The organism is Pseudomonas sp. GD03944, assembly GCF_029839275.1.
In the GTDB taxonomy this organism is placed as follows: domain Bacteria; phylum Pseudomonadota; class Gammaproteobacteria; order Pseudomonadales; family Pseudomonadaceae; genus Aquipseudomonas.
The window spans coordinates 490,340-514,169 of record NZ_JAOCAH010000001.1 but is presented as its reverse complement, the minus strand read 5'-3'; the positions used below and the strand labels follow the sequence as shown (position 1 = coordinate 514,169).

Annotated in this window: 25 protein-coding genes and 1 tRNA gene; 16 read left to right on the top strand and 10 right to left on the bottom strand. The window is 64.3% G+C overall.

Annotated features, from left to right (window positions below):
* The first annotated feature begins 39 nt into the window (after nucleotides 1-39).
* From phnL to phnP, 4 genes are read left to right on the top strand one after another with little or no spacing between them, the layout of a single operon-like run.
* A complete protein-coding gene (phnL, locus tag N5C28_RS02470; RefSeq protein WP_279819710.1) occupies nucleotides 40-759 on the top strand; it encodes a phosphonate C-P lyase system protein PhnL in 720 nt (239 codons plus the stop codon).
* The gene (locus N5C28_RS02465) at nucleotides 749-1,894 is read left to right on the top strand and encodes an alpha-D-ribose 1-methylphosphonate 5-triphosphate diphosphatase (RefSeq protein ID WP_279819707.1); all 1,146 of its coding nucleotides are present in this window, start codon (nucleotides 749-751) and stop codon (nucleotides 1,892-1,894) included. The genes phnL and N5C28_RS02465 overlap by 11 nt, the downstream gene beginning before the upstream one ends.
* Nucleotides 1,894-2,493: a phosphonate metabolism protein/1,5-bisphosphokinase (PRPP-forming) PhnN gene (phnN, locus tag N5C28_RS02460; RefSeq protein ID WP_279819704.1), complete on the top strand. Its 600-nt coding sequence runs from the start codon at nucleotides 1,894-1,896 to the stop codon at nucleotides 2,491-2,493. Before N5C28_RS02465 ends, phnN begins: the two co-directional genes overlap by 1 nt.
* Nucleotides 2,484-3,263: a phosphonate metabolism protein PhnP gene (phnP, locus tag N5C28_RS02455; protein ID WP_279819701.1), complete on the top strand. Its 780-nt coding sequence runs from the start codon at nucleotides 2,484-2,486 to the stop codon at nucleotides 3,261-3,263. Before phnN ends, phnP begins: the two co-directional genes overlap by 10 nt.
* A 225-nt stretch (nucleotides 3,264-3,488) precedes the next feature.
* On the opposite strand, the gene N5C28_RS02450 is transcribed toward phnP, so the two are convergent.
* The 3 genes from N5C28_RS02450 to N5C28_RS02440 form a co-directional block, all read right to left on the bottom strand.
* Nucleotides 3,489-3,884, bottom strand: a complete 396-nt coding sequence (locus N5C28_RS02450; protein ID WP_279819698.1) for a hypothetical protein — start codon at nucleotides 3,882-3,884, stop codon at nucleotides 3,489-3,491.
* Entirely contained in the window at nucleotides 3,881-4,480 is a 600-nt protein-coding gene (locus tag N5C28_RS02445; RefSeq protein ID WP_279819695.1) for a hypothetical protein, read from the bottom strand. Before N5C28_RS02445 ends, N5C28_RS02450 begins: the two co-directional genes overlap by 4 nt.
* Nucleotides 4,481-4,656: 176 nt before the next feature.
* Nucleotides 4,657-5,124 carry an Lrp/AsnC family transcriptional regulator gene (locus N5C28_RS02440; RefSeq protein ID WP_279819692.1) on the bottom strand — a complete coding sequence of 156 codons (468 nt, stop codon included), beginning with the start codon at nucleotides 5,122-5,124 and terminating at the stop codon, nucleotides 4,657-4,659.
* A gap of 198 nt (nucleotides 5,125-5,322) precedes the next feature.
* Here N5C28_RS02440 and N5C28_RS02435 point away from each other — a divergent pair, with 198 nt between their 5' ends.
* Nucleotides 5,323-8,790, top strand: coding sequence for an indolepyruvate ferredoxin oxidoreductase family protein (locus tag N5C28_RS02435; RefSeq protein ID WP_279819689.1), 3,468 nt, complete (start codon nucleotides 5,323-5,325; stop codon nucleotides 8,788-8,790).
* Nucleotides 8,791-8,898: 108 nt separating this feature from the next.
* Entirely contained in the window at nucleotides 8,899-9,963 is a 1,065-nt protein-coding gene (locus N5C28_RS02430; RefSeq protein WP_279819686.1) for a Glu/Leu/Phe/Val dehydrogenase dimerization domain-containing protein, read from the top strand.
* Between the two features lie 37 nt (nucleotides 9,964-10,000).
* Here the strand turns inward: N5C28_RS02430 and N5C28_RS02425 are convergent, their stop codons facing one another.
* Nucleotides 10,001-10,483, bottom strand: a complete 483-nt coding sequence (locus N5C28_RS02425; RefSeq protein WP_279820334.1) for a GNAT family N-acetyltransferase — start codon at nucleotides 10,481-10,483, stop codon at nucleotides 10,001-10,003.
* A 121-nt stretch (nucleotides 10,484-10,604) separates the two neighbouring features.
* Between N5C28_RS02425 and N5C28_RS02420 the strand changes: the two genes are divergently transcribed.
* Nucleotides 10,605-10,679 (top strand) — tRNA-Arg (locus N5C28_RS02420).
* A 58-nt stretch (nucleotides 10,680-10,737) separates the two neighbouring features.
* Here the strand turns inward: N5C28_RS02420 and sstT are convergent.
* A complete protein-coding gene (gene sstT / locus N5C28_RS02415; protein WP_279819683.1) occupies nucleotides 10,738-11,976 on the bottom strand; it encodes a serine/threonine transporter SstT in 1,239 nt (412 codons plus the stop codon).
* Between the two features lie 268 nt (nucleotides 11,977-12,244).
* Here sstT and N5C28_RS02410 point away from each other — a divergent pair, with 268 nt between their 5' ends.
* Complete coding sequence (locus N5C28_RS02410; RefSeq protein ID WP_279819681.1) at nucleotides 12,245-12,895, top strand: DUF480 domain-containing protein; 651 nt, start codon at nucleotides 12,245-12,247, stop codon at nucleotides 12,893-12,895.
* Nucleotides 12,896-12,949: 54 nt separating this feature from the next.
* Here the strand turns inward: N5C28_RS02410 and N5C28_RS02405 are convergent, their stop codons facing one another.
* Nucleotides 12,950-13,504: a phage infection protein gene (locus N5C28_RS02405; protein ID WP_279819679.1), complete on the bottom strand. Its 555-nt coding sequence runs from the start codon at nucleotides 13,502-13,504 to the stop codon at nucleotides 12,950-12,952.
* Between the two features lie 431 nt (nucleotides 13,505-13,935).
* Here N5C28_RS02405 and N5C28_RS02400 point away from each other — a divergent pair, with 431 nt between their 5' ends.
* From N5C28_RS02400 to N5C28_RS02390, 3 genes are all read left to right on the top strand, one after another.
* Entirely contained in the window at nucleotides 13,936-15,174 is a 1,239-nt protein-coding gene (locus N5C28_RS02400) for a glutamine synthetase family protein (RefSeq protein ID WP_279820332.1), read from the top strand.
* A gap of 75 nt (nucleotides 15,175-15,249) precedes the next feature.
* On the top strand, nucleotides 15,250-16,581 hold the full coding sequence (locus N5C28_RS02395) for an MFS transporter (RefSeq protein WP_279819677.1): 1,332 nt from the start codon (nucleotides 15,250-15,252) through the stop codon (nucleotides 16,579-16,581).
* 228 nt (nucleotides 16,582-16,809) lie between these two features.
* On the top strand, nucleotides 16,810-17,427 hold the full coding sequence (locus tag N5C28_RS02390; protein ID WP_279819675.1) for a TIGR04282 family arsenosugar biosynthesis glycosyltransferase: 618 nt from the start codon (nucleotides 16,810-16,812) through the stop codon (nucleotides 17,425-17,427).
* 2 nt (nucleotides 17,428-17,429) lie between these two features.
* Here the strand turns inward: N5C28_RS02390 and N5C28_RS02385 are convergent, their stop codons facing one another.
* From N5C28_RS02385 to flgA, 4 genes are all read right to left on the bottom strand, one after another.
* Nucleotides 17,430-18,179, bottom strand: a complete 750-nt coding sequence (locus N5C28_RS02385; protein WP_279819673.1) for a flagellar brake protein — start codon at nucleotides 18,177-18,179, stop codon at nucleotides 17,430-17,432.
* An 82-nt stretch (nucleotides 18,180-18,261) separates the two neighbouring features.
* Nucleotides 18,262-18,729 (bottom strand): flagellar protein FlgN, encoded by a 468-nt coding sequence (locus N5C28_RS02380; protein ID WP_279819671.1) that lies wholly within the window; start codon nucleotides 18,727-18,729, stop codon nucleotides 18,262-18,264.
* A gap of 54 nt (nucleotides 18,730-18,783) precedes the next feature.
* Nucleotides 18,784-19,125, bottom strand: a complete 342-nt coding sequence (gene flgM / locus N5C28_RS02375) for a flagellar biosynthesis anti-sigma factor FlgM (protein WP_279819669.1) — start codon at nucleotides 19,123-19,125, stop codon at nucleotides 18,784-18,786.
* 154 nt (nucleotides 19,126-19,279) lie between these two features.
* On the bottom strand, nucleotides 19,280-20,038 hold the full coding sequence (gene flgA, locus N5C28_RS02370; RefSeq protein WP_279819667.1) for a flagellar basal body P-ring formation chaperone FlgA: 759 nt from the start codon (nucleotides 20,036-20,038) through the stop codon (nucleotides 19,280-19,282).
* A gap of 80 nt (nucleotides 20,039-20,118) precedes the next feature.
* On the opposite strand from flgA, the gene N5C28_RS02365 reads away from it, so the two are divergent.
* The 5 genes from N5C28_RS02365 (at nucleotide 20,119) to flgD (ending at nucleotide 23,802) form a co-directional block, all read left to right on the top strand.
* Nucleotides 20,119-21,051: a chemotaxis protein CheV gene (locus tag N5C28_RS02365; protein ID WP_279819664.1), complete on the top strand. Its 933-nt coding sequence runs from the start codon at nucleotides 20,119-20,121 to the stop codon at nucleotides 21,049-21,051.
* A 102-nt stretch (nucleotides 21,052-21,153) separates the two neighbouring features.
* A complete protein-coding gene (gene cheR / locus N5C28_RS02360) occupies nucleotides 21,154-21,981 on the top strand; it encodes a protein-glutamate O-methyltransferase CheR (RefSeq protein ID WP_279819661.1) in 828 nt (275 codons plus the stop codon).
* A 268-nt stretch (nucleotides 21,982-22,249) separates the two neighbouring features.
* Nucleotides 22,250-22,657, top strand: coding sequence for a flagellar basal body rod protein FlgB (gene flgB / locus N5C28_RS02355; protein ID WP_279819658.1), 408 nt, complete (start codon nucleotides 22,250-22,252; stop codon nucleotides 22,655-22,657).
* 14 nt (nucleotides 22,658-22,671) lie between these two features.
* Nucleotides 22,672-23,115 carry a flagellar basal body rod protein FlgC gene (gene flgC / locus N5C28_RS02350; RefSeq protein WP_279819655.1) on the top strand — a complete coding sequence of 148 codons (444 nt, stop codon included), beginning with the start codon at nucleotides 22,672-22,674 and terminating at the stop codon, nucleotides 23,113-23,115.
* 21 nt (nucleotides 23,116-23,136) lie between these two features.
* On the top strand, nucleotides 23,137-23,802 hold the full coding sequence (gene flgD / locus N5C28_RS02345; protein ID WP_279819653.1) for a flagellar hook assembly protein FlgD: 666 nt from the start codon (nucleotides 23,137-23,139) through the stop codon (nucleotides 23,800-23,802).
* Nucleotides 23,803-23,830 lie beyond the last annotated feature (28 nt).

Sequence of the window (23,830 nt, the reverse complement as noted above, 5' to 3'; positions counted from 1 at the left end):
CGGCTAGCGGCAAAACCCGTTTGTAGGAGCGACCTTCACATGAACAACCTGATCGAGGTCACCGACCTCAGCAAGACCTTCACCCTGCACCAGCAGCACGGCGTGGTGCTCAACGTGCTGGACGGCCTGAGTTTCAGCGTGCGGGCCGGCGAATGCCTGGTGCTGCACGGCCAGTCCGGGGCCGGCAAGTCGACTCTGCTGCGCACCCTGTACGGCAATTACCTGGCGGCGGGCGGCAGCATCCGTGTTCGCCATCAGGAGGGCTGGACCGAACTGGTGGGTGCCGAGCCGCGCCAGGTGCTGGCGGTGCGCCGGCAGACCCTGGGCTACGTCAGCCAGTTCCTGCGGGTGATCCCCCGGGTCTCCGCCCTGGACGTGGTGATGGAGCCGGCGCTGTCGCGGGGCTGGGCGCGAGCAGATGCCGAGGCCCGGGCCAAGGCGCTGCTTGCCCGGCTGAACATCCCGGAGGCGCTGTGGCAACTGGCGCCTGGCACCTTCTCCGGCGGTGAGCAGCAGCGCGTCAACATCGCCCGCGGCTTCATGGTCGCGTGGCCGGTGCTGCTGCTCGACGAGCCCACTGCCTCCCTGGATGAAACCAACCGCCAGGTGGTGTTGGAACTGATCGCCGAGGCCAAGGCGGCGGGCAGTGCGCTGATCGGCATCTTCCATGACCGCGCCGCCCGCGAGGCGGTGGCGGACCGTTACCTGGACATGAGCGCGGCCACGGCGCCGAAGCAGGAGTACGTCTATGTCGGCTGAACAGATTCTCGGCAATGCCCGCATCGTCACCGCCGATCGCGAGTTCCTCGGCAGCGTGCTGCTGCGCGACGGGCTGATCGCCGCGGTGGAGGAGGGGCCCTGCCAGGTGCCAGGTGCCCTCGACCTGGGTGGCGACTATCTGCTGCCCGGTTTGATCGAGTTGCACACCGACAACCTGGAAAAGCACATGAGCCCGCGACCGGGAGTGGACTGGCCGTCGATGTCGGCGGTGCTGACCCACGATGCGCAGATCGTCGCCGCCGGCATCACCACGGTGTTCGACGCCCTGGCGATCGGTGACATCAACCCCCGGGGCAAACGCATGCAGCAACTGCCGGCCATGCTCGAGGCGATCGCCGCTGCCGAGCAGGCCGGGCACACCCGCGCCGAGCACCGCCTGCACCTGCGCTGCGAGCTGGGCCACCCGGACACCCTCGCCGCCTTCCGCGACCTGGTGGAGCACCCGCTGGTGCAACTGGTGTCGGTGATGGACCACTCGCCGGGCCAGCGCCAGTTCGCCAAGGAAGAGAAGTACCGCGAGTACTACATGGGCAAGTACCACCTGAGTACCGAGGAGATGGACCGCTTCATCGAGGAGCAGATGGCCAACTCCCGGGAATTCAGCGACCGCCACCGCCGCGCCATCGTCGAGGACTGCGGCGCGCGTGGCCTGTCGGTGGCCAGCCATGACGACGCGACCCTGGCCCACGTGCAGGAGTCGGCGGGCTTCGGCATGTCCATCGCCGAGTTTCCGACTACCCTTGAAGCTGCGAAGGCCAGCCATGAGCTGGGCCTCAAGGTGCTGATGGGGGCGCCGAACATCGTGCGCGGTGGCTCCCACTCGGGCAATATCGCCGCCGCCGAACTGGCGCGTCACGGTGTGCTGGATATCCTCTCCAGCGACTACTACCCGTCGAGCCTGCTGCAAGCCGCGCTGCTGCTGGCCGGCCAGGACAACGGGTATGATCTGCCCCAGGCGATCGCCACCGTCAGCCGGGTACCTGCCCGGGCGGCGGGGCTGGACGATCGCGGCGAAATCCGTGTCGGCCTGCGCGCCGACCTCGTGCACGCACGGGTGCATGACGGCCAGGCGATGATCCAGCAGGTCTGGCGACAAGCGAAAAGGGTGTTCTGATGCAAGGCCGGTTGATCTATCTGATGGGCCCTTCGGGCTCGGGCAAGGACAGCCTGTTGAATGCGGCGCGCGAGCGCCTGGCGGCCCGAGGCTGCCAGATCGCCCGGCGGGTGATCACGCGTTCCGCCGAAGCCGTCGGCGAGGAGGCGCTGGCGGTTTCCCTCGACCAGTTCGACGCCCAGGAACGGGCCGGCGCCTACGCCATGGCCTGGCGTGCCAACGGCCTGGCCTATGGCATTCCCCGGCAGATCGACGACTGGCTGGCCGCCGGCCAGGATGTGCTGGTCAATGGTTCGCGGGGCTACCTGGAGGTGGCGCGGCAGCGCTACCCGCACCTGTTGCCGGTACTTCTGCAGGTGGATGAAGCGGTTCTGCGCCAGCGTCTGCTGGCGCGCGGCCGCGAGACGCCGGAGCAGATCGAACAGCGCTTGGCGCGTAGCCGCAGCTTTACCCCTGTGGGAGGCGCTTCAGCGGCGACTGTCGCGGCTAAAGCCCCTGCCACAGGGGAGTTCCTGGCAATCCTCGATAATTCCGGGCCGCTGGAAAACACCGTTGCCAAGCTGCTGCGCCTGCTGGAGCGGGAGCAGCGATGCGCCTGACCCTGCTCGGCAGCGGTGATGCCCGCCAGGTGCCGGTGTACAACTGCAGCTGCCCGGCCTGCGATGCGGCGCGCGTCTACCCCTCGCGGCGGCGCGGCCCCTGTTGTGCGCTGATCGAATGCGGCGATCAGCGCTGGCTGATCGACAGCGGCCTGATGGACCTCGGTGAGCAGTTTCCACCGCACAGCCTCAGCGGCATCCTGCAGACCCATTACCACGCTGACCACGCCCAGGGCCTGCTGCACCTGCGCTGGGGGCAGGGGCTGGTGATTCCTGTGCATGGCCCGGATGATCCGGACGGCCTGGCCGATCTGTACAAGCACCCCGGTATCCTGGATTTCAGCCAGCCCTTTGTCGCCTTCGAGCGGCGCCAGCTGGGGGAACTCAAGGTCACCGCCTTGCCGCTGACGCATTCGAAGCCGACCTTCGGCTATTTGTTCGAGGGGCAGGGGTTCGAGGGGCAGGGGGTCGAAGGGCTGGGCAGGCGTATCGCTTATCTCACCGACACCGTTGGTGTGCCCGAGGCCAGCTGTGCGGAACTGCAGCGCGCACCGCTGGATCTGCTGGTGCTCGACTGCTCCACCGCGCCGCAGCCCACCGCACCGCGCAATCACAATGACCTGACCAGAGCGCTGGAGGTGATCGATCGCTTGCGGCCCGTGAAGTCCGTGCTCACGCATATCGGCCACAGCTTCGACGCCTGGCTGCTCGATCACCCCGATGCCTTGCCCCCCGGCGTCACCCTCGCCAGCGATGGCATGCGGCTCTAGCAACGGATGGTCCGGGGTTGGTGTGGAGGTGACTGCGGCTGATTCAGGCGAAGAAGGGGGCGAGCGGCAACTGGAGAACGAAGCCATTCAGCGTGGGACACGCTGACGGCTATCGGAGCGACACCCGCGGCGGGGCAGGGAGCGGATGGGAGATGGCCGTGCCGGGCAAAAAGGGAGGGTTCGCGCAGCGAACCTGCTCCCTTGTGTCAGCGACGGTCGCCGAGGTTACCTGGGCGGAACCAGGTCGACGCTGCCGCAGTTGCGGCCCTTGGTGGCGATCATATCGACCCGCCGGTCCCGGTTGATCGCGACGCGCATTTCACAGTTGGCCGACGTGAACACGTCTCCCCAGTATTCCTGATGCACCACTTGCCCATTCACCGGGCCTGTGTAAGTGCCGAGGGCTTGGCGAGTCGTGTACGAGGTGTCGTAGCCATACACCAATACGACCCACTGCCTGTCGACCATCCCGCCTATCTGGTGCGGGGCGCCAAAGTAATCGATGACCTCGGACACCGGTCGATCCTTCCAGTAATTCCGGGCCAGGGTATCCGGTACGTTCATACCCGCGCAGCCGCTCAGCAGCATGCTCGTCATTCCGAGCGCGATGATCCTTTTCATTGCACCTTCTCCTTCGAGCCGCTAGCTCCCTGCTGAGGCATCATGTCGAAAGCTTCATCGATTTTCTTCAGGATGGCCTCTTTTGCCAGTTGACGCCCTTGAGCGATGAACAGCGCGCGGGACTGCTCGTGCAAGGCCGAAACGTGCATTTTTCCAAGATGGTACGCACCGCTCGATGCGCGTCCCTGTGGCTTGCAGACAAAGTCCCGGCTCTTGATCATCCAGTCTTCCGGTTTCTTGAGCCATTCACCCTCTACATCCTTGCCGGACCAGGTGTTGTCCCAGCTGTTATGCACCTGGATGTTGGTGACGCGTGCTCGTTGCTTGGCACAGTCCACTTCGATATCGAGGAAACCGACCCACGCTGCTCCGCCTTCCCGACTTTCCGCTTGGAAAACGCCTGCCGTGCGAATTCCCCCTGGGCGGCTGGCAGTGTTCCCGGCACGATCATCGATGTAGTAATTGTGGCGGTAGCCAGACTCCGCCGTCTCCTGATGGACGATCCAGAAATCGCCGGTAGGCGGGACATCCGCCTGGGCGGTAAACGCAGTGCAGAGGAGCAGGGTAGGCAGTACATGCCTCAGAGATGCACGCATGGCAGGACAATCCTTTGCGGGTGTGACCACCGCCGGGCAACAGGCCCAGCGAGAAGAGGATGGATGAATCTAGTGACAGGCCTTGTGGGTGGTCAAGGCTGCCAACCCGATTCCATCGACTGGGTCAGGTTTTCCGACTTGCCGACAGCGGCGGCATCACGTGATGCACACCGAGCTCAATCCAACGGCAACTCCGTCGTCCTCTTCACCTCGCTCATCGCAATGTGCGAGTGCGCTTCCTGGACGTGCGGGCGTTGCAGCAGGTGGTCGCGCAGGAAGCGTTCGTAGTCGGCGATGTCCCGGGCCACGATCTTCAGCATGTAGTCCGAGCCGCCGGCCATGCTGTAACACTCCAGCACCTGCGGATAGCCCACCACCGCCTGTTCGAACTCATCCAGGTTGCCTCGGCCGTGGGCCGACAGCTTGATGTCGACGAACACGGTGATGCCGAAACCCAGGCGCTTGTGGTTGAGCAGGGCGACCTTGCGCTCGATCAATCCCTCTTCCTGCATGCGGTGGATACGTCGCCAGCAGGGCGATTGCGACAGCTCGACCTTTTCCGCGATCTCGGCGGCGGAGAGGTCGGCGTTGTGTTGCAGCAGGCGAAGAATCCGCCGGTCGATGGGGCTCAGCTTGTCCTGCATGACTGTTTCCCTATTCTTGTGATTATTGGAAGGATCATGCGCAGTATTGCCGCTGCGGCTGAAAAATAGAAAGAAAAAAGCCGAACCGTCCGGTCATGATTTAGGCAAATCTGTCGCAGTGATCCTGCGGCGGCTACCCGATGGAACGTGCCTACCGTCGCGTTCCCTGTGCTCGCCATAACAATAAAAGGAGCGCTTATGTCACTGGCCGAAATCCGCCTGGATGACAAATACCGTCTTGCCACGGGCCACTTGTACCTCACCGGTACCCAGGCCCTGACCCGCCTGCCGATGCTGCAGAAGCAACGCGATGCAGCCCACGGCCTGAATACCGCCTGCTTCATTTCCGGCTACCGCGGCTCGCCCCTGGGCGGGCTCGACAAGAGCCTGTGGGATGCCCGCGAGTACCTCAAGGACAACCACATCCACTTCCAGCCCGGCGTCAACGAAGAGCTGGGCGCTACTGCCGTGTGGGGCAGCCAGCAGGCCAACCTGTTTCCCGGCGCGCGCTACGACGGCGTGTTCGCCATGTGGTACGGCAAGGGCCCGGGCGTGGACCGCAGCGGCGACGTGTTCAAGCACGGCAACTCGGCGGGGGTGTCCAAGCACGGCGGTGTGCTGGTGCTGGCTGGCGACGACCACGGGTGCAAGTCGTCCACCATCGCCCACCAGAGCGAGCACGCGTTCATCGCCGCCTCGATGCCGGTGCTGAACCCGGCCAACATCCAGGAAGTGCTCGACTACGGCATCATCGGCTGGGAGCTGTCGCGCTACAGCGGTTGCTGGGTGGCGCTCAAGACCATTGCCGAGAACGTCGATTCCTCCGCCGTGGTGGACGTCGACCCGCTGCGCATCCAGGTGAAGATTCCCGAGGACTTCCAGCTGCCGGAAGACGGCGTGCACATCCGCTGGCCGGATCCGCCCCTGGCGCAGGAAAAGCGCCTCAACGTCTACAAGATCTACGCCGCCCGGGCGTTCGCCCTGGCCAACAACCTGAACCAGGTCAAGCTCGATTCGCCCAACCCGCGCCTGGGCATCATCACCACCGGCAAGTCCTACCTGGACGTGCGCCAGGCCCTGGACGACCTCGGCCTGGACGAAGCGCTGTGCGCCAAGGTCGGCCTGCGGGTGCTCAAGGTCGGCATGAGCTGGCCGCTGGAACCGGTGTCGGTGCATAGTTTCGCCGAAGGGCTGGACGAAATCCTGGTGGTGGAGGAGAAGCGCAGCATCATCGAGGACCAGCTCACCGGGCAGCTCTACAACTGGCCGGTGGGCAAGCGCCCGCGGGTGGTCGGCGAGTTCGACGAGCAGGGCAATTCGCTGTTGCCCAACCTCGGTGAACTGACCCCGGCAATGATCGCCCGGGTGATCGCCAAGCGCCTGGCGCCGATCTACAGCAGCCCGACCATCGAAGAGCGCCTGGCCTTTCTCGATGCCAAGGAAAAAGCCCTGGCCGCGCCCAAGCACAAGACCGCGCGCACCCCGCACTTCTGCTCCGGTTGCCCGCACAACAGTTCGACCAAGGTGCCGGAAGGCAGCCGTGCCCTGGGTGGCATCGGTTGTCACTACATGACCCAGTGGATGGACCGCAGCACCGATACCTTCACCCAGATGGGCGGCGAGGGGGCTACCTGGATCGGCCAGGCACCGTTCACCGACACCCCGCACGTGTTCCAGAACCTGGGCGACGGCACCTATTTCCATTCCGGCCACCTGGCCTTGCGTGCCGCGGTGGCGTCCGGGGTCAACATCACCTACAAGATTCTCTACAACGATGCCGTGGCCATGACCGGCGGCCAGCCCATCGACGGCGAACTGCGCATCGACCAGCTCAGCCAGCAGGTGCACGCCGAGGGCGTCAAACGCATTGCCCTGGTCAGCGACGAGCCGGACAAATACCCGACCCGTGCCACCTTCGCGCCGGGCGTGACCTTCCACCACCGTCGCGAGCTGGACGCCGTGCAACGCGAGCTGCGCGAATTCAAGGGCGTGTCGGTGATCCTCTACGACCAGACCTGCGCCACCGAGAAGCGCCGTCGGCGCAAGCGCGGCAAGATGGTCGACCCGGCCAAGCGCGCCTTCATCAACCCATCGGTGTGCGAGGGCTGCGGCGATTGCAGCGTGAAATCCAACTGCCTGTCGGTGCTGCCGCTGGAAACCGAACTGGGGCGCAAGCGCGAGATCGACCAGAGCGCCTGCAACAAGGACTTCAGCTGCCTGGAAGGCTTCTGCCCGAGCTTCGTTACCGTGCACGGCGGCAGCCTGCGCAAGCCCGAAGCCGTGGGCCTGGGCGCGCTGTTCATCGCGCTGCCCGAGCCGAAGCAGCCGGCGTTGACACGGCCCTGGAACATCCTGCTGCCGGGCGTCGGCGGCAGCGGCGTGACCACCGTTGGCGCGTTGCTGGGCATGGCCGCGCACCTGGAAGGCAAGGGCTGTACGGTGCTCGACCAGGCCGGCCTGGCGCAGAAGTTCGGCCCGGTGATCACCCATATTCGCATTGCTGCACGGCAGCGTGACATCTATGCGGTGCGTATCGCCGCCGGTGAAACCGACCTGCTGCTGGGCTGCGATCTGGTGGTATCCGCCAGCGAAGAAGCGCTGGCCAAGCTCAACGACAAGATCGCCCACGCGGTGATCAACAGCCACGAGGCGGCCACCGCCGAATTCACCCGCAACCCGGATGCCGAGGTGCCTGGCGCTGCCATGCGCGAGGCGATCAGCGAGGCGGTGGGCGTGGACAAGACCCGCTTCGTCGACGCCACTCGCCTGGCCACCCGGCTGCTGGGCGACAGCATCGCCACCAACCTGTTCATGCTCGGCTACGCCTACCAGAAGGGCCTGGTGCCGGTGTCGGCCGAGGCCATCGACAAGGCCATCCAGCTCAATGGTGTGTCGGTTGCGCTGAACCAGCAGGCGTTCCTCTGGGGGCGTCGTGCCGCCCATGACTTGGCCGCGGTGGAGAAACTGGCCGCGCCGAAAGTGGTGGAAGCACCGCACTGCCGGACACTGGAGGAGATTGTCGAGGACCGCGTGCAGCGCCTGACGGACTACCAGAACTCCGCCTATGCCCAGCGCTATCGGGCGCTGGTCGAGCGCGTGCGCCAGGCCGACCGCGACCCCGAGCAGCTGCTGAGCAAGGCGGTGGCGCGGTACTACTTCAAGTTGCTGGCCTATAAGGACGAGTACGAAGTGGCGCGCCTCTACAGCGAGCCGACCTTCCGCAAGCGCCTGGAGGAACAGTTCGAGGGCGACTACCAACTGCAGTTCCACCTGGCCCCGAGCTGGCTGAGCAAGCCCGATGCGGTCACCGGTGAGCCGCGCAAGCGCAGCTTCGGTCCCTGGATGCTCAAGGCCTTTGCGGTGCTGGCCCGCTTCAAGGGCCTGCGCGGCACGCCGCTGGACGTGTTCGGCTACAGCGCCGAGCGCCGCCTGGAACTGGAGCTGATTTCGGAGTACGAACAGCACATCGACTACGTGCTCGACGAGCTGCGCCCGGACAACTACCGCACCGCGGTGGCCCTGGCGGAGCTGCCGGAGCAGATCCGCGGTTATGGCCATGTGAAGGAACACGCCGTGGCATCCGCCCGGGAGCAGGCGACCCAGCTGCGGGCGCGCCTGCTGGTCAGTGAAATTCAGGCGGTGCAGCTGTTCGAACCCGCGGCCTGATCGTTCCCCTTGGTAGAACCCGCTGAACAGCGCTGGCATGTGATGCATGCCGGCGCTGACGGCGGGCACCTGCCTTCATTCCCCTATAACAAGAATCCCGAGGCACTCATGTCTGTGTTTTCCCATGTCGAATTCGATCATCACCAGCAAGTGGTCTTTGGCCATGACAAGGCCAGTGGCCTGAGGGCGATCATCGCCATCCACAACAGCAACCTCGGCCCGGCGCTCGGTGGTTGCCGCATGTGGCCCTATGCCGACGACGAGCAGGCGCTGCGCGATGTGCTGCGCCTGTCCCGGGGCATGACCTACAAATCGGCCCTGGCCAACCTGCCCCTGGGCGGCGGCAAGGCGGTGATCATCGGCGATCCGCACACCGGCAAGAGCGAGGCGCTGTTCCAGGCCATGGGGGATTTCGTCGAGAGCCTGGGCGGGCGTTACATCACCGCCGCGGACTCCGGCACCGGCGTGACGGAGATGCAGATCATGGCCGAGCGCACCCGCCATGTGGCCGGCGCCGTGCCGCGCGAAGCCTTCGGCGGCGGGGTGCGCAACGGTGATCCGTCGCCGTCCACGGCGTACGGGGTGTTCGTCGGTATCCAGGTGGCGGTGCGGCACCGTTTGCGCCGTGACAGCCTGAGCGGTCTGCGGGTGGCGATCCAGGGCGTGGGCCAGGTGGGCTTTCACCTGGCGCAGCACCTGAAGGCGGCCGGGGCCGAGTTGTGGGTCAGCGATATCGTCGAGGCCAACGTGCGGCGGGCGGTCGAGCAACTCGGCGCGCGGGCGGTGAGTCAGCAGGACATTTATGGCCTGGACGTCGACGTGTTCGCGCCCTGCGCCATGGGCGGCATCATCAACCGCCAGACCCTGGAAGCGCTGCACGCACCGATCATCGCTGGCGCAGCCAATAATCAGCTGGCGGACGCGGAACTGGCCGACACCCTCAAGCGCAACGGCTGCCTGTACGCGCCGGACTACGCCATCAACGCCGGCGGCATCATGGACGTGTACTACGAACGCAGCGGCGGCAGTGCGGCGGCCTTGAAGACGCATATCGAGGGCATTGGCGACACCCTGGCGCAGATCTTCCAGCGCGCCGACCTGGAAGGGCGCAGCACCACGGACGTGGCGGACCAGCTCGCCGAGCAGCGTTTCACCCTGGGCAAGGGGCTGTAACGCAAGGGCGGCGCCAGGCGCCGCCCCTAACGACGGTTCAGGCGTGCAGGGTCAGTGTGAGGCTGATGCCGTGGGGCTTGAAGCCCAGGCGCTGGTAAAAACGGTGGGCGTCTTCACGGTGCTGCGCGCTGGACAGCGCCACCTTGTAGCAACTCCAGCTGCGGGCCCGTTCCAGGGCGGCGCCGGTCAGCGCCTGGCCGATGCCCAGACCGCGGGCATCCTGGTCGACAACCACGTCTTCGAGAATCGCCGAGCGGGCGAAGCCATGGGCCAGGTGTTCGATCAGGTGCAGGGTGCAGGTACCGACCAGACGCCGGTTGCGTTCGGCCACCAGCACCACGCGGTCATGTGGCAACTCCGCCAGCCGCAGCGCGAGCAGGGCGGTGTCGGGCCGGGGTTCGTCCGGGCCCAGTTGCTGCAGCAAGTCGGCCAGGGCAGGGGCATCGTTCGAACAGGCGCTGCGGACGTCGACGTGGCTGAAGGGCGAATCGGGAAGGGACTGCGCGGCATTCGTGGACATGGCGATCTCCTGGGCGAATTCCAGGTCAGTATGGCCAGCGGCAGATGGCAGCGGCATGACAAATCCGTCTGCGCTGGTTAACATGCCGCCCGGTCGGCTGCCCTGCCGGCCCACGCTGCACGTCCCCTTAGTTTAATGGATAGAACAAGCCCCTCCTAAGGGCTAGATGCTGGTTCGATTCCAGCAGGGGACGCCATACAAAAAAGGCCTGCGCAGTGCGCAGGCCTTTTTCATTTCGTACGGCTATGAACTGCTTATCGGGTCGCTTCGGACGCCGTTTGCGGTTCATCGGCGATGCAGGCCGCAGCGGTGAACAGCACATCGGTGGAGGAGTTCAGCGCGGTTTCCGCCGAGTCCTGGACGATGCCGATGATGAAACCGATCGCCACCACCTGCATCGCCACATCGTTGGGGATGCCGAACAGGCTGCAGGCCAGCGGGATCAGCAGCAGCGAACCACCGGCCACGCCGGAAGCGCCACAGGCACAGACGGACGCCAGGATGCTGAGCAGGATCGCGGTCGGCAGGTCGACGCTGATGCCCAGGGTGTGCACGGCGGCCAGCGTCAGCACGCTGATGGTGATGGCCGCGCCGGCCATGTTGATGGTGGCGCCCAGCGGGATGGAGACCGAATAGGTTTCTTCATGCAGACCCAGGCGCTGGCACAGCTGCAGGTTGACCGGGATGTTGGCGGCCGAGCTGCGGGTGAAGAAGGCCGTCATGCCGCTTTCGCGCAGGCACAGGAACACCAGCGGATAGGGGTTGCGACGGATCTTCCAGTACACGATGGCCGGGTTCACCACCAGCGCCACGAACAGCATGCAGCCCACCAGAACCGCCAGCAGGTGGGCGTATTCGAGCAGCGCGCCCATGCCGGATTCGGCCAGGGTGGCAGCGACCAGGCCGAAGATCCCCAGCGGAGCCAGGCGGATCACGATCTTGACGATAGAGGTCACGGCGCCTGACAGGTCGGCGAGCATCTGTTTGCTGCTCGGTGCGGCGTGACGCATGGCCAGGCCCAGGCCGATGGCCCAGGCCAGGATGCCGATGAAGTTGCCGTTGAGCAGGGCATTGATCGGGTTGTCCAGGGCATTCATCAGCAGGCTGTTGAGGACTTCGCCGATGCCGCCGGGCGGGCTGAGTTCAGCGCTGCCGCTGACCAGGGTCAGGGTCGAGGGGAAGACGAAGCTGGTGATGACGGCAATCACCGCGGCGCTGAAGGTGCCGATCAGGTACAGGAACAGGATCGGCCGCAGGTGGGTCTGCTGGCCGTGCTGGTGGTTGGCGATGGAGGCCGCCACCAGGATGAAGACCAGCACCGGCGCGACGGCCTTGAGCGCCGACACGAACGCCGTGCCGAGGAAGGCCAGGCTGAGTGCGGCGGCGGGGAAGATCAGCGCCAGGGCGATACCGGCGATCAGGCCGATCAGAATCTGCAACACCAGGCTGGTGCGGGTGAGCAGGTGCAGAAGGGGGCGTTGGGCAGCGGTCATAACGAGCGTCTCGACAGGTGTGCGCAGGCTGTCCCTGTATCCACCGCAATGGCAGGTCCGCCGGTGCAAAGTGCTCCTGGGCGAACAGGCCGATGGCTACACGGATGGGCTGCGAATGATCGGGGCCTTGGTTCAACGGCGCCCGAGCTGGAAAAAACAGCGCGCGACTCTAGCACACCGACGCGCCTGGCGGCAGGCATCCGGCTCAATGGTCACGGGCGTCGAGTCCGGCTAGGCTAGCAGCACCTTTGAGCCTGAGAGCACCGCCATGTCCAACGAGATCGCTACCCCGTTCAGCGAAGCCCCTCTGACCGCCGTCGAAGTGCGGACACTCGGCAGCCTGATCGAGAAACAGGCGACCACCCCCGAAGTCTATCCGCTGACCCTCAACGCGCTGGTGCTGGCCTGCAACCAGAAAACCAGCCGCGAGCCGCTGATGAACCTCAATCCTGGCGAAGTGGGGCAGGCCCTGCGCTCGCTGGAAGGGCGCGGCCTGGCGCGTCTGGTAATGGGCAGCCGTGCCGACCGCTGGGAGCAGCGTGCCGACAAGGCCCTGGAACTGGTGGCGCCGCAGACCGTGCTGCTCGGCCTGCTGCTGTTGCGCGGCCCGCAGACGCTCAATGAATTGCTGACCCGCAGCAGCCGCATGCACGCGTTCGATGACACTGAGCAGGTGCAGCATCACCTGGAGCGCCTGATCACTCGGGGCCTGGGCTTGCTGCTGCCGCGCCAGGCAGGGCAGCGTGAAGACCGCTACATGCATCAACTGGGCGAGGCGGCAGACCTTCAGGCCTTGCTGGAGCAGCGCGCGGCGGACGGTGACCGCCCGGCTGGCGGGGCGGCGCAGGACAGCCGTCTGGAGGCACTGGAAGCCCGGGTCGCCGAACTCGAAGCGCGGCTGGCCCGGCTGGAGGCGTAGCGTTGCGGAAAAACAAAAGGCGCCGAAAGGCGCCTTTTTTGTGGGGACGGATCGTTAGCTGGTGCGGCTGTTGATCAGGCGATCGGAACCACCTTCGGCAACGCGCTTCTCGATCAGGCGGTCGGAACCACCTTCGGCGACACGTTTCTCGATCAGGCGGTCGGAACCACCTTCGGCGATACGTTTCTCGATCAGGCGGTCGGAACCACCTTCAGCAACACGCTTCTCGATCAGGCGGTCGGAGCCACCCTCGGCAACACGCTTCTCGATCAGGCGGTCGGAGCCACCCTCGGCAACACGCTTCTCGATCAGGCGGTCGGAGCCACCCTCGGCAACGCGCTTCTCGATCAGGCGGTCGGAGCCACCCTCGGCAACGCGCTTCTCGATCAGGCGGTCGGAACCGCCTTCTGCAACACGCTTCTCGATCAGGCGGTCGGAACCGCCTTCAGCAACACGCTTCTCGATCAGGCGGTCGGAACCACCTTCGGCAACACGCTTCTCGATCAGGCGGTCAGCGCCCCCTTCGGCCAGGGTGCTGGCTTGCGGAAGAGCCAGAACGGTAGCGGAGAGGCTGGCCAGGATGAGGCTGGTAAGAATCTGCTTTTTCATGTCGGGCTCCTCGTAGGGGGCGGTAAGTGAGTACGGGACCCATACTACTCAGAATATTTCGATCAAGAAGTTCGAATCAGGCATGGTAATAATCGACGTGATCGATAGTTGATTTTATTGTTATTTATCAATGGCATGAATTTATTTGTGTCCGCTTTTAGTGGGTCTTTTGGCGTGTTTTTAAATCGATAAACATGATCGATTTAGTCGATTGATTTTATGTATCGTCCCCTGTGGCCAAGGCTATGGGTGCTCGGGTTTCGAGGGCGTGGTACATAGTCCTTTTGGCTGGCCGCAGCGCGCGGCTACGCGGACAAGGACAGAGATCGATGAGTCGTATGGACGGCCCGGCACTGGAAGAACGGCTGCGTGATGTCGACGAGATCGAATGCGTGACGCCCGATCTCAATGGCGTGCCACGGGGCAAGGTCATGACCCGGGCGGGTTTTCTTGAAGGGCGGCGCCTGCAGCTGGCCCGGGGCGTGCTGTTGCAATGCATCATGGGCGGCTACCCGCCGGCCCGTTTCTATGGCGGTGACGATGGCGACCTGGTGCTCAACGCCGAACCCAGCCAGGTGCATCGGCTGCCCTGGAGCGATCAGCCCCGGGCGCTCGCCATCTGTGATGCCGATGAGCTGGATGGTCGAAGCTCCGGGCTGTCCACGCGCGGGCTGCTCAAGCGCGTGGTGGCGCGCTACGCCAGCCGGGGCTGGCAGCCGGTGGTGGCGACCGAGCTGGAGTTCTTCATCTTTGCGCCCAACCCGGACCCGCAACAGGACTTCCGCCCGCCCCTGGGACTCGATGGGCGACGCGAGGATGGCAGTTCGGCATTCAGCGTGAGCTCCAGCAACGGCTTGCGCCCGTTCTTCAACGAGGTCTACGCCTGCATGGCGGCGCTGGGTATTCCCCGTGACACGGTCATGCACGAAATGGGCGTCAGCCAGTTCGAGATCAACCTGTGGCACGGGGATCCGTTGCTGCTGGCCGACCAGACCTTTCTGTTCAAGCACCTGCTCCGGGAAGTGGGCCTCAAGCACGGGCTCAACGTCGTGTGTATGGCCAAGCCGCTGGGCCACACGGCCGGCAGTTCAATGCACATTCACCAGAGCGTCATCGAGCAGGGCAGCGGGGCGAATATCTTCACCGCGGCCGATGGCCAGGCGACGCCGGCATTCGGGCATTTCATCGGCGGCCAACAGGCGGCCATGGCGGATTTCACCCTGTTGTTCGCGCCCCATGTGAATTCCTACCAGCGCCTCTGCCACCCCTTCGCTTCGCCCAATAACGCCTGCTGGTCGGAGGACAACCGGGGCGTGGGGTTGCGGGTTCCGGCCAGCTCGCCCGCGGCCCGCCGGCTGGAGAACCGATTGCCTGGTGCCGATGCCAACCCTTACCTGGCGCTGGCTGCCAGCCTGGCGGCCGGTTTGTATGGCATCGAGCAGCAACTGTTGCCGACGGCACCGGTCCAAGGGGAGTTCGTGGTCCCGGACGAATTGTTACTACCCTGTAGCATGCAGGCCGCCATCGAGCGTCTGAAACGAAGCCAGCTGGCCGTCGAGCTGTTCGGCAGCGAGTTCATCGACGGCTACCTGGCGAGCAAGGCGATGGAACTCAAGAGCTTCCTCGACGAGATCACCCCGTGGGAGCGGCGTGTACTCGCCGCCTGCTGAACACGCCGTTGCCGGTACCCGAGTCCAGTGCCCGTGGGGTGCTGGCGCCCGTTACAAGGAGATGTCCGTAGCCTTATGCGCCTGATCTGGAAGTCTTTCGGTTCGCTGTATTTCGCCACCGTGCTGATGCTGTTGGGGTCCGGTCTGCTGAGCACCTACCTAGCGTTGCGCCTGGCCGATCGGGTCGACGGCCTGTGGGTTGGTGCCCTGATGGCGGCCAACTACCTGGGCCTGGTGCTCGGCGGCAAGCTGGGGCACCGCCTGATCGGCCGGGTCGGTCATATTCGTGCCTACGTGGCGTGCGCCGGGGTGGTGACGGCCGCGGTGCTCGGGCATGGCCTGATCGATTGGTTGCCGGTGTGGCTGGTGCTGCGGATGCTGGTCGGCCTGGGCATGATGTGCCAGTACATGGTGATCGAGAGCTGGCTCAACGAGCAGGCCGAAACCAGCCAGCGCGGCAAGGTCTTCTCCGGTTACATGGCGGCGTCCTACCTGGGCCTGATCCTGGGGCAGATGGTGCTGGTGGTGCACCCAACCCTGGGGCTCGAGCTGCTGATGCTGGTGGCGCTGTGCTTCGCCCTGTGCCTGGTGCCGGTGGCACTGACCCGCCGGCTGCACCCGGCCCCCCTGCATCCGGCGCCGCTGGAGCTGCGCTTCTTCATTTCCCGCGTACCGATGTCCCTGACCACCATTGCCGTGGCAGGTTTGATGATCGGCTCGTTCTACGGCCTGGCGCCGCTGTACGCCACGCGAATGGGCCTGCCCACCGAGCAGGTGGGTGTGTTCATGGGCAGCTGCATCCTGGCCGGGCTGGTGGTGCAGTGGCCGCTGGGCTGGCTGTCGGACCGCTACGACCGCGCCCGCCTGATCCGCGGCACGGCGGCCTTGCTGGCGGTGGCAGCGCTGCCGCTGGCGCTGATGCCGGAGGCACCGCTAGCGATGCTGATCGGCGTCGGGTTTGTGGTCAGCCTGCTGCTGTTCAGCCTGTACCCCTTGGCCGTGGCCTTCGCCAACGACCACGTGGAGGGCGAGCGGCGGGTGTCGCTGACCGCCATGCTGCTGGTCACCTTCGGCGTGGGGGCCAGTATCGGGCCGCTGCTGGCCGGGGTGCTGATGCGTTTCTACGGCGCCAACATGCTGTATGCCTTCTTCTGCCTCTGCGCGCTGATCCCGGTATGGCGCGTTCGGCCGGAAAAGGTCACCCATCAGCACCAGGTCGACGACGCGCCGCTGCATCACATTCCGATGCCGGACAACATGACCAGCTCGCCCCTGGTGGCCGCGCTCGACCCCCGGGTCGACGAACAGGTGGTGCACGAGCAGATGCAGGAGGGCAACCCGCCGGCACCGCCGAGCGAAGAGGTGGTCGGGCCTGCCGGGCCGGAGGAGCCGGTGCCGCGATCCTGATCGGGTGACCGTTGGTCAGTCAGTATTCTGAATGGCTGGGGCAATGGTGCGCGGGCTTGAGGCCCGCGATGCCCGCCCCAGGCCTCGGCGGGGCGGCTGGCCGCAAATGATGCTGGGCGTCTCGGTTTTTTCGGCGTAGCGTGGTGGCGATGAGGATCTTGCAGCTGGCCTACGCTTGTGGCGCCAGGGTGTGCCGTCAGGCGCACCTGCATCATCGAGGACCACGCTATGAGTCTGTCGATTTCCTTGCACCTGTTGGCGCACTCGCCGGTCCCCGGGCGGGTCAAGACCCGATTGATCCCGGCTCTGGGCGAGGAGGGCGCCTGTGACCTGCAGCGCCAGTTGCTCGAACGCGCCCTGCACCTGCCCGCCGAAGGTTTCAGCGAACGCTTCCTGTGGCTGGATGACGGCTCCGACGATGACCTGCAGGCATTGGCCGCGGCGCTCGACTGGACGCTGGTCGAGCAGCCGGCAGGGGACCTGGGGGAGCGCATGCGGCGCATCGCGGCCCTGGGCTTGGCCGAGAGTGATGCGGTGATGCTGATCGGCAACGATTGCCCAGCGCTGGATGCGCATTACCTGGATGGTGCGTGCGAGGCGCTGAGCGGTCAGCCCGTGGTGCTCGGGCCGGCGGAGGATGGCGGTTGTGTGCTGCTGGGCCTGCGCCGCGTGGACCCGGCGCTGTTCCAGGCCATGCCCTGGGGCACCGACCAGGTGTTGGCGATGACCCAGGTCCGCCTGCGGCAACTGGACTGGAGCTATGAGCTGTTGCCGGTGCTGTGGGACATCGACAGGCCGGAAGACCTGCCGCGTCTGGCGGAGCTGGGGATTTTCGTCGAGGTGTAGTGCTAGAACAGGCCGTCGCTTTCGAAGCGACGCGCTTCGCGCTGCAACTGGTAGACGAAGCGTTCGACCTGGCGTTGTTCCAGGCCGCTCATGCGGTAGAAGCGGGCGCCGGCGAAGGTGATGTCGAGCTTCTCTTCGTACTGCACGTGGCGCAATTCGATCGAAGTGGTCATCGCGCCGAAGGGCAGGCGCACGGTGAAGCGCTCGTAGACCTGGCCAGCTTGCAGGCTGCTGCTGACATCGCCGGGCATACGCAGCTTGCAGCCGGTGGCCGAGATATCCAGCAAAACGCCCTGCAGCGCCGTGCGCAGTTTTTCTCCCGCCAGTTCGATCTTGATCTGTTCACCCTGCTTGAGCGTGGCCCGGAAGGCGTTGCGGCGCTGGTGGTACAGCACCTCGTCAGGCATCGGGCTGAAATAGCAGCGTTCGCCCTGGTGTTCGGTGATCTGTACGGCGCTCAGGCATTCCCACGCCACGCGCACGCCTTCATGGAAGGCCTCGACACGGAAGGGTTCGCCGTTCTGCAGGAAACGTTCACCGTCGCTGGGGATCATTTCGTCGAGGATCACGCGGTTGCGATCACGGTCGACGTCGATCACGTAGCTCTGGAAGCGCTGGTTGCGCTCGTGGAAGGTGATGATCAGCGGATCGTGGTGCTGTTGCAGCAGGCGCAGGTTGGCAACGATTTCCACAGGTGCTTTCAGCACCTTGGGGGGTTGCGGGCCATCGCCCTCGGTAAAGGGGCTGGACACGGTCCAAGACTCTCCAGGCAGATACTACGGCACTAGCATACTGGCATTACGACAGTATGTCCCCTGTGCCTTGTTGTTGGTTTCAGGCCTGGCTGAGCGGGCGCTGTTGGCCGATTTTAGCGGCACTGCCGCTGCTGTCATAGAGGCTGGGCGTTTCACCGCCGCGCAGAATGCCGAGCATGCTGCGGGTCGAGGCCTGGCCGGAGCGAATCAGCCGGCCGTTGCGCAGGTTGCCGGCCTGGCAGCTCTGCAGCAGGGCGTTCAGCTCATCGCCGCGGGCCAGCAGGTCGGCACCCACGCTCGAACGCTCGGCCAGGGCCTGCAGGCCGGCACGGTCGGCGCTCAGTTGGAGGCCGAGGAGAATCTGGGTGCGTTGTTTGCCGTTTTGATCGAGCTGGATGAGCAGGGGTTGCTTGTCCGCCAGGATGCTTTGCAGGTGGGGCAGGTCGCGATCGGTCAGCGCCTGGTATTCGATGTCGATCAGTTCAAGCAACCGGGTGGCGGTGCCGATATCGTCATTGAACAGTTGCAGCAGGGTCGTGTCGTTCATTGCGGGCCTTTTGGGGGTTAGGCGTCCAACACCCCCAGCGCAGCCCTGGGGCTTTTAGCGCTGGGATTCGAAATTGAGCAGCTTGCTCGCAACGCGCTGGCTGTCGACCTGGTAGCTGCCGTCGGCAATCGCTTGCTTGAGCTGCGCCACGCGCTCTTTATTGACGCTTGGCTGATCACGCAGTTTTTCGCTGATCTTCTGCAATTGTTGTGCTTCACGGCTCAGCTGAACGGATTCACCGCTCTTGCTGGTTTCGGCCGGAGCAGTCGGTGTGGCCGGAGCCGCATTCGGTTTGTTGCCGATGGCTTCATTACCCGTACCGGATTGGGTGCTGCCGGTACGCCCCGAATTGGCTGGCGTAGCGGCATTGTTAAGCCGGTTGAAGTCGATGACCATGATGCAAAACCTCGAGCAGTATTTGGACGCTTGCCTAGCTTGTCGGCCATGCCCGGGAAAACTTTAGCGTTAATGGGCGATTAAATTATCTGTCGTCGTTCAGTCTAAAGCACGGTGCGAAAATCGTCAGCTAAATGGCTAACAAGAATCGTGCCTACATCGCCACTTCCACCTGCCCCGGACCGACCACACGGGCTTTGACCACCCGTTGCGAGCGTTGGTTGCGTACATTTATCTGCCGCCCGACAGCCCCGTCCGACAAGGCTTCGCCGGGCATTCGCACGTTGAAACCCGAGCCACGGGCGGTGATCACCACCTGATCGCCGCGGCGAATCACTTCGGCCAGCTGGACCACACTGGGCGTCACCACTTGGTCGGGCAACAGCGGACGCGTCATTTTTTTGCCGACAGCCTGCTTGAGGGCGGTCATGTAGCCCTGGTTGAGCAAGCCCACGTCACGTTCGGCCAGGCTGACATCGGTTTCCGACAGCACCAAGTCCCGTTTGAGCGGGCGGGCGGCGATCACCACGTCGCGGAACAGCCGCACCTGGCCAGGCACGAAGACCGTCCAGGGGGCGCTGCCTTCGCAACGCACGCGCAGGGTCACCCGGCCGATCGGTTCGGCGGGGCTTTCCAGGGCGGTCGTCAATTCCCTGTCGCACAGCGGCATGCGCAGGCGAGGGTCCAGGCGATTGATACGGATCTCGTGCCGCCCCTGAATGTCGCTGCGCTGCAAATAGTCAGTGACCAGCTCCTCAAGAAAGCGCTCGCTCGCGCCGATAAGGTCTTCAGGCAACGTAGCGGTTGCCGCGGCCGGCAAACTGTGGCCGAGCAGTGCCAGAACCGGCAGGGCGGTCGTCAGGTGACGAGCGCTGGCCGTGAGGCGTCGAAAAAACGTCGTTTCAGTGTTCATACAGAATGAAAAGCAAGGCTCGTGCCGCCTGCTACGCTAAGCATTAATTGCGCACTACTCGAATTTGAAGGGGATCGGGCATGGCCGGTGTAATGGATTCGGTTAACCAGCGCACTCAGCTGGTGGGGCAGAATCGTCTGGAGTTGCTGTTGTTCCGCCTGGACGGCAAGCAGCTGTACGGCATCAACGTGTTCAAGGTGAAGGAGGTGCTGCAGTGCCCCAAGCTCACCATCATGCCGAAATCCAGCCCGGTGGTGCGTGGGGTGGCGAACATCCGTGGCGGCACCATTCCGATCCTGGACCTGTCCATGGCCACCGGCAAGACGCCGCTGAGCAACGTGGAAAACAGCTTCGTCATCATCACCGAGTACAACACCAAGGTGCAGGGCTTCCTGGTGCATTCGGTCGAACGCATCGTCAACATGAACTGGGAAGACATCCATCCGCCACCCAAGGGCACCGGGCGCGACCATTACCTGACGGCGGTTACCCGCCTGGATCAGCAACTGGTCGAGATCATCGACGTGGAGAAAATCCTCGCCGAAGTGGCGCCGACCTCCGAGGTCATCTCGGCGGGTGTCATCGATGTGGCCACCCAGGACAAGGCCGTCACCAAGCACGTGCTGATCGTCGACGACTCGTCGGTGGCGCGCAAACAGGTGATGCGCTGCCTGCAGACCGTGGGCGTGGAGGTCACCGCACTCAACGACGGGCGTCAGGCGCTGGATTACCTGCGTAAGATGGCCGACGAGGGGCGGGCGCCGGAGAAGGAACTGCTCATGGTGATTTCCGACATCGAGATGCCGGAAATGGACGGTTATACGCTCACGGCGGAAATTCGCGGTGACTCGCGCATGCAGAAGTTGCATATCCTCCTGCATACTTCGTTGTCCGGGGTGTTCAACCAGGCGATGGTCAAGAAGGTCGGTGCCAATGACTTCCTGGCCAAGTTTCGCCCGGATGACCTGGCGTCGCGGGTGGTCGAGCGGATCAACGCGGCAGACCAGCAGTAACGCTATATAAAGGAACGGCCAGTGTGAGTGACTCACCTGGCCCACGATGGGGGTCGAGGACATGCTTCTCGGCACAGGATCATGATTGGCGAGGCCTCGCGAGTGTCTTCAGGTAATTTGGATTTCGAGCAGTTCCGGACATTCCTGGAAAAAGCCTGCGGCATCCTGCTGGGCAGCAACAAGCAGTACCTGGTTTCCAGTCGGCTGAACAAGCTGATGGAGCAGAACAGCATCAAGACCCTGGGTGAGCTGGTGCAGCGCATGCAGACGCAGCCGCGCAGCGGCCTGCGCGAGCAGGTGGTGGACGCCATGACCACCAACGAGACCCTGTGGTTTCGCGACACCTACCCGTTCGAGGTGATGAAGAACCGGGTGCTGCCGGAGATGATCAAGGCCAGCCCCGGCCAGCGCCTGCGCATCTGGTCGGCCGCCTGTTCGTCGGGGCAGGAGCCGTATTCGCTGTCGATGACCATCGATGAATTCGAGAAGACCAACATCGGTCAGCTCAAGGCCGGGGTGCAGATCGTCGCCACCGACCTGTCACCTTCGATGCTGATCAACTGCAAATCCGGCGAGTACGACAGCCTGGCCATGGGCCGGGGGCTGTCCCAGGACCGCCTGCAGCGCTATTTCGACCCCAAGGGCCCGGGGCGCTGGGTGGTCAAGCCGGCGATCAAGAGCCGTGTCGAGTTCCGCCCGCTGAACCTGCTGGACAGCTACGCGGCGCTGGGCAAGTTCGACATCGTGTTCTGCCGCAACGTGCTGATCTACTTCTCCGCCGACGTGAAGAAGGACATCCTCAGCCGTATTCACGCGACCCTGAAGCCGGGTGGCTACCTGTTCCTTGGGGCGTCCGAGGCGCTCAACGGCCTGCCCGAGAAGTACCAGATGGTCCAGTGCAGCCCGGGCATCATCTATAAAGCCAAGTAACAGCGAATGCCGTGACAAAAACGGGAGGCCAGTGGCCTCCCGTTTTGCGTTATGGCGTGGCGAAGGGTTGCCGCTCGAGCGGCAAGCCACACCGGAGGGGATTGCCGCTTTGCTTGCCAGGGGGCGGTAAGGCGTTGCCGCTTTCTACCGGAAACGGTCTGCGTTTTTTTGTAAATTGCTGATTTTAAAGGGTTAAATAAATTGGCATGGCCCTTGCTAAATGTCTTGCACGGAAAACAGGCAAGCCACAAGGCAAAGGTTCCTGACCATGAGCATCAGTTTCGAAAGCGCACTCGGCATCCACGAAAAAGCACTGGGCTTCCGCGCCCAGCGTGCCGAGGTGCTGGCCAACAACATCGCCAACGCCGACACGCCGCACTACAAGGCGCGTGACCTGGACTTCGCGTCGGTATTGGCCGAGCAGAGCGCCAAGGCCCAGCGTGGCCCGGTCAACCTGAACATGACCAACAGCCGCCACATTGCCGCTGAAGGCATTGCCGGCGCCGATGCGAGCCTGCAGTACCGCACGCCGTTCCACCCCTCGATCGACCAGAACACGGTCGACCTGCAGGTGGAGCAGTCGAACTACGCGGAAAACTCAGTCAATTTCCAGGCCAGCTTCACTTTCCTCAATAGCAAATTCAAAGGGCTCGTCAGCGCCCTGCGCGGCGAATAAAGGAGCCTGATGCCATGTCACTCGCCAGTGTCTTCAACATCGCCGGAACCGGCATGAGTGCCCAGAGTACTCGCCTGAACACCATTTCCAGCAACATCGCCAACGCCGAGACGGTCTCTTCGAGCATCGACCAGACCTACCGCGCCCGTCACCCGGTGTTCGCCACCGTGTTCCAGCAGGCGCAGAACGGTGACCGCGGTTCGCTGTTCGCCGAACAGGACGAAGCCGGCCGCGGCGTGCAGGTGCTCGGTGTCATCGAGGACCAGAGCAGCCTGATGCCGCGTTACGAGCCGGACCATCCGTCCGCCGACGACAACGGTTATGTGTATTACCCCAACGTCAACGTGGTTGAAGAGATGGCTGACATGATTTCCGCCAGCCGGGCCTTCCAGACCAACGTCGAAATGATGAACACCGCCAAGCAGATGCTGCAGCGCGTACTGACCCTCGGTCAGTAAGCAGCCACAAGGGGATAGCGAATGACCACCGTCAATGGCGCGGGTTCGGTACTGGATCAGTACCAGATCAAGCAGGACACCACGCAGAACAAGAACCTCGGCAAGAACGAGTTCCTCAACCTGCTGGTGGCGCAGTTGAACAACCAGAACCCGCTGGAGCCGCAGGGCAATGGCGAGTTCATCGCCCAGCTGGCGCAGTTCAGCCAGGTCGAGGGGATCGAGAAGCTGAACACCAGCATGGAGTCGCTGCTCTCCGGCTACCAGTCCTCCCAGGCCCTGCAGGCCTCGTCGCTGGTGGGCCGCAAGGTCATCATCCCGAGCGACAAGGCGGTGGTCGACACCAGCGAAAGCTTCAAGGGCAGCGTGGTGCTGCCGGTCAGCAGCAGCAACGTCTACGTCAACGTCTATGACAGCGCGGGCGCGGTGGTCAACCGCATCAACCTGGATGCCCAGGAAGCCGGCAACGTCAGCTTCATCTGGGACGGCAAGGACGCGGACGGCAAAGTCATGCCGCCGGGCACCTACAAATTCGAGGCGCAGGCCACCTACGGGGCGGAGACCAAGGGGCTGTACACCATGCTTCCGGCCAACGTCGACAGCGTGACCCTCGGTGGCAACGAATTGATGCTCAACCTGGCGGGGCTTGGCACTGTGCCGCTCTCGCAGGTCCAGATCATCGGTCAGTAATCAACAGGTTTTAACCGCCGGTTTTCCC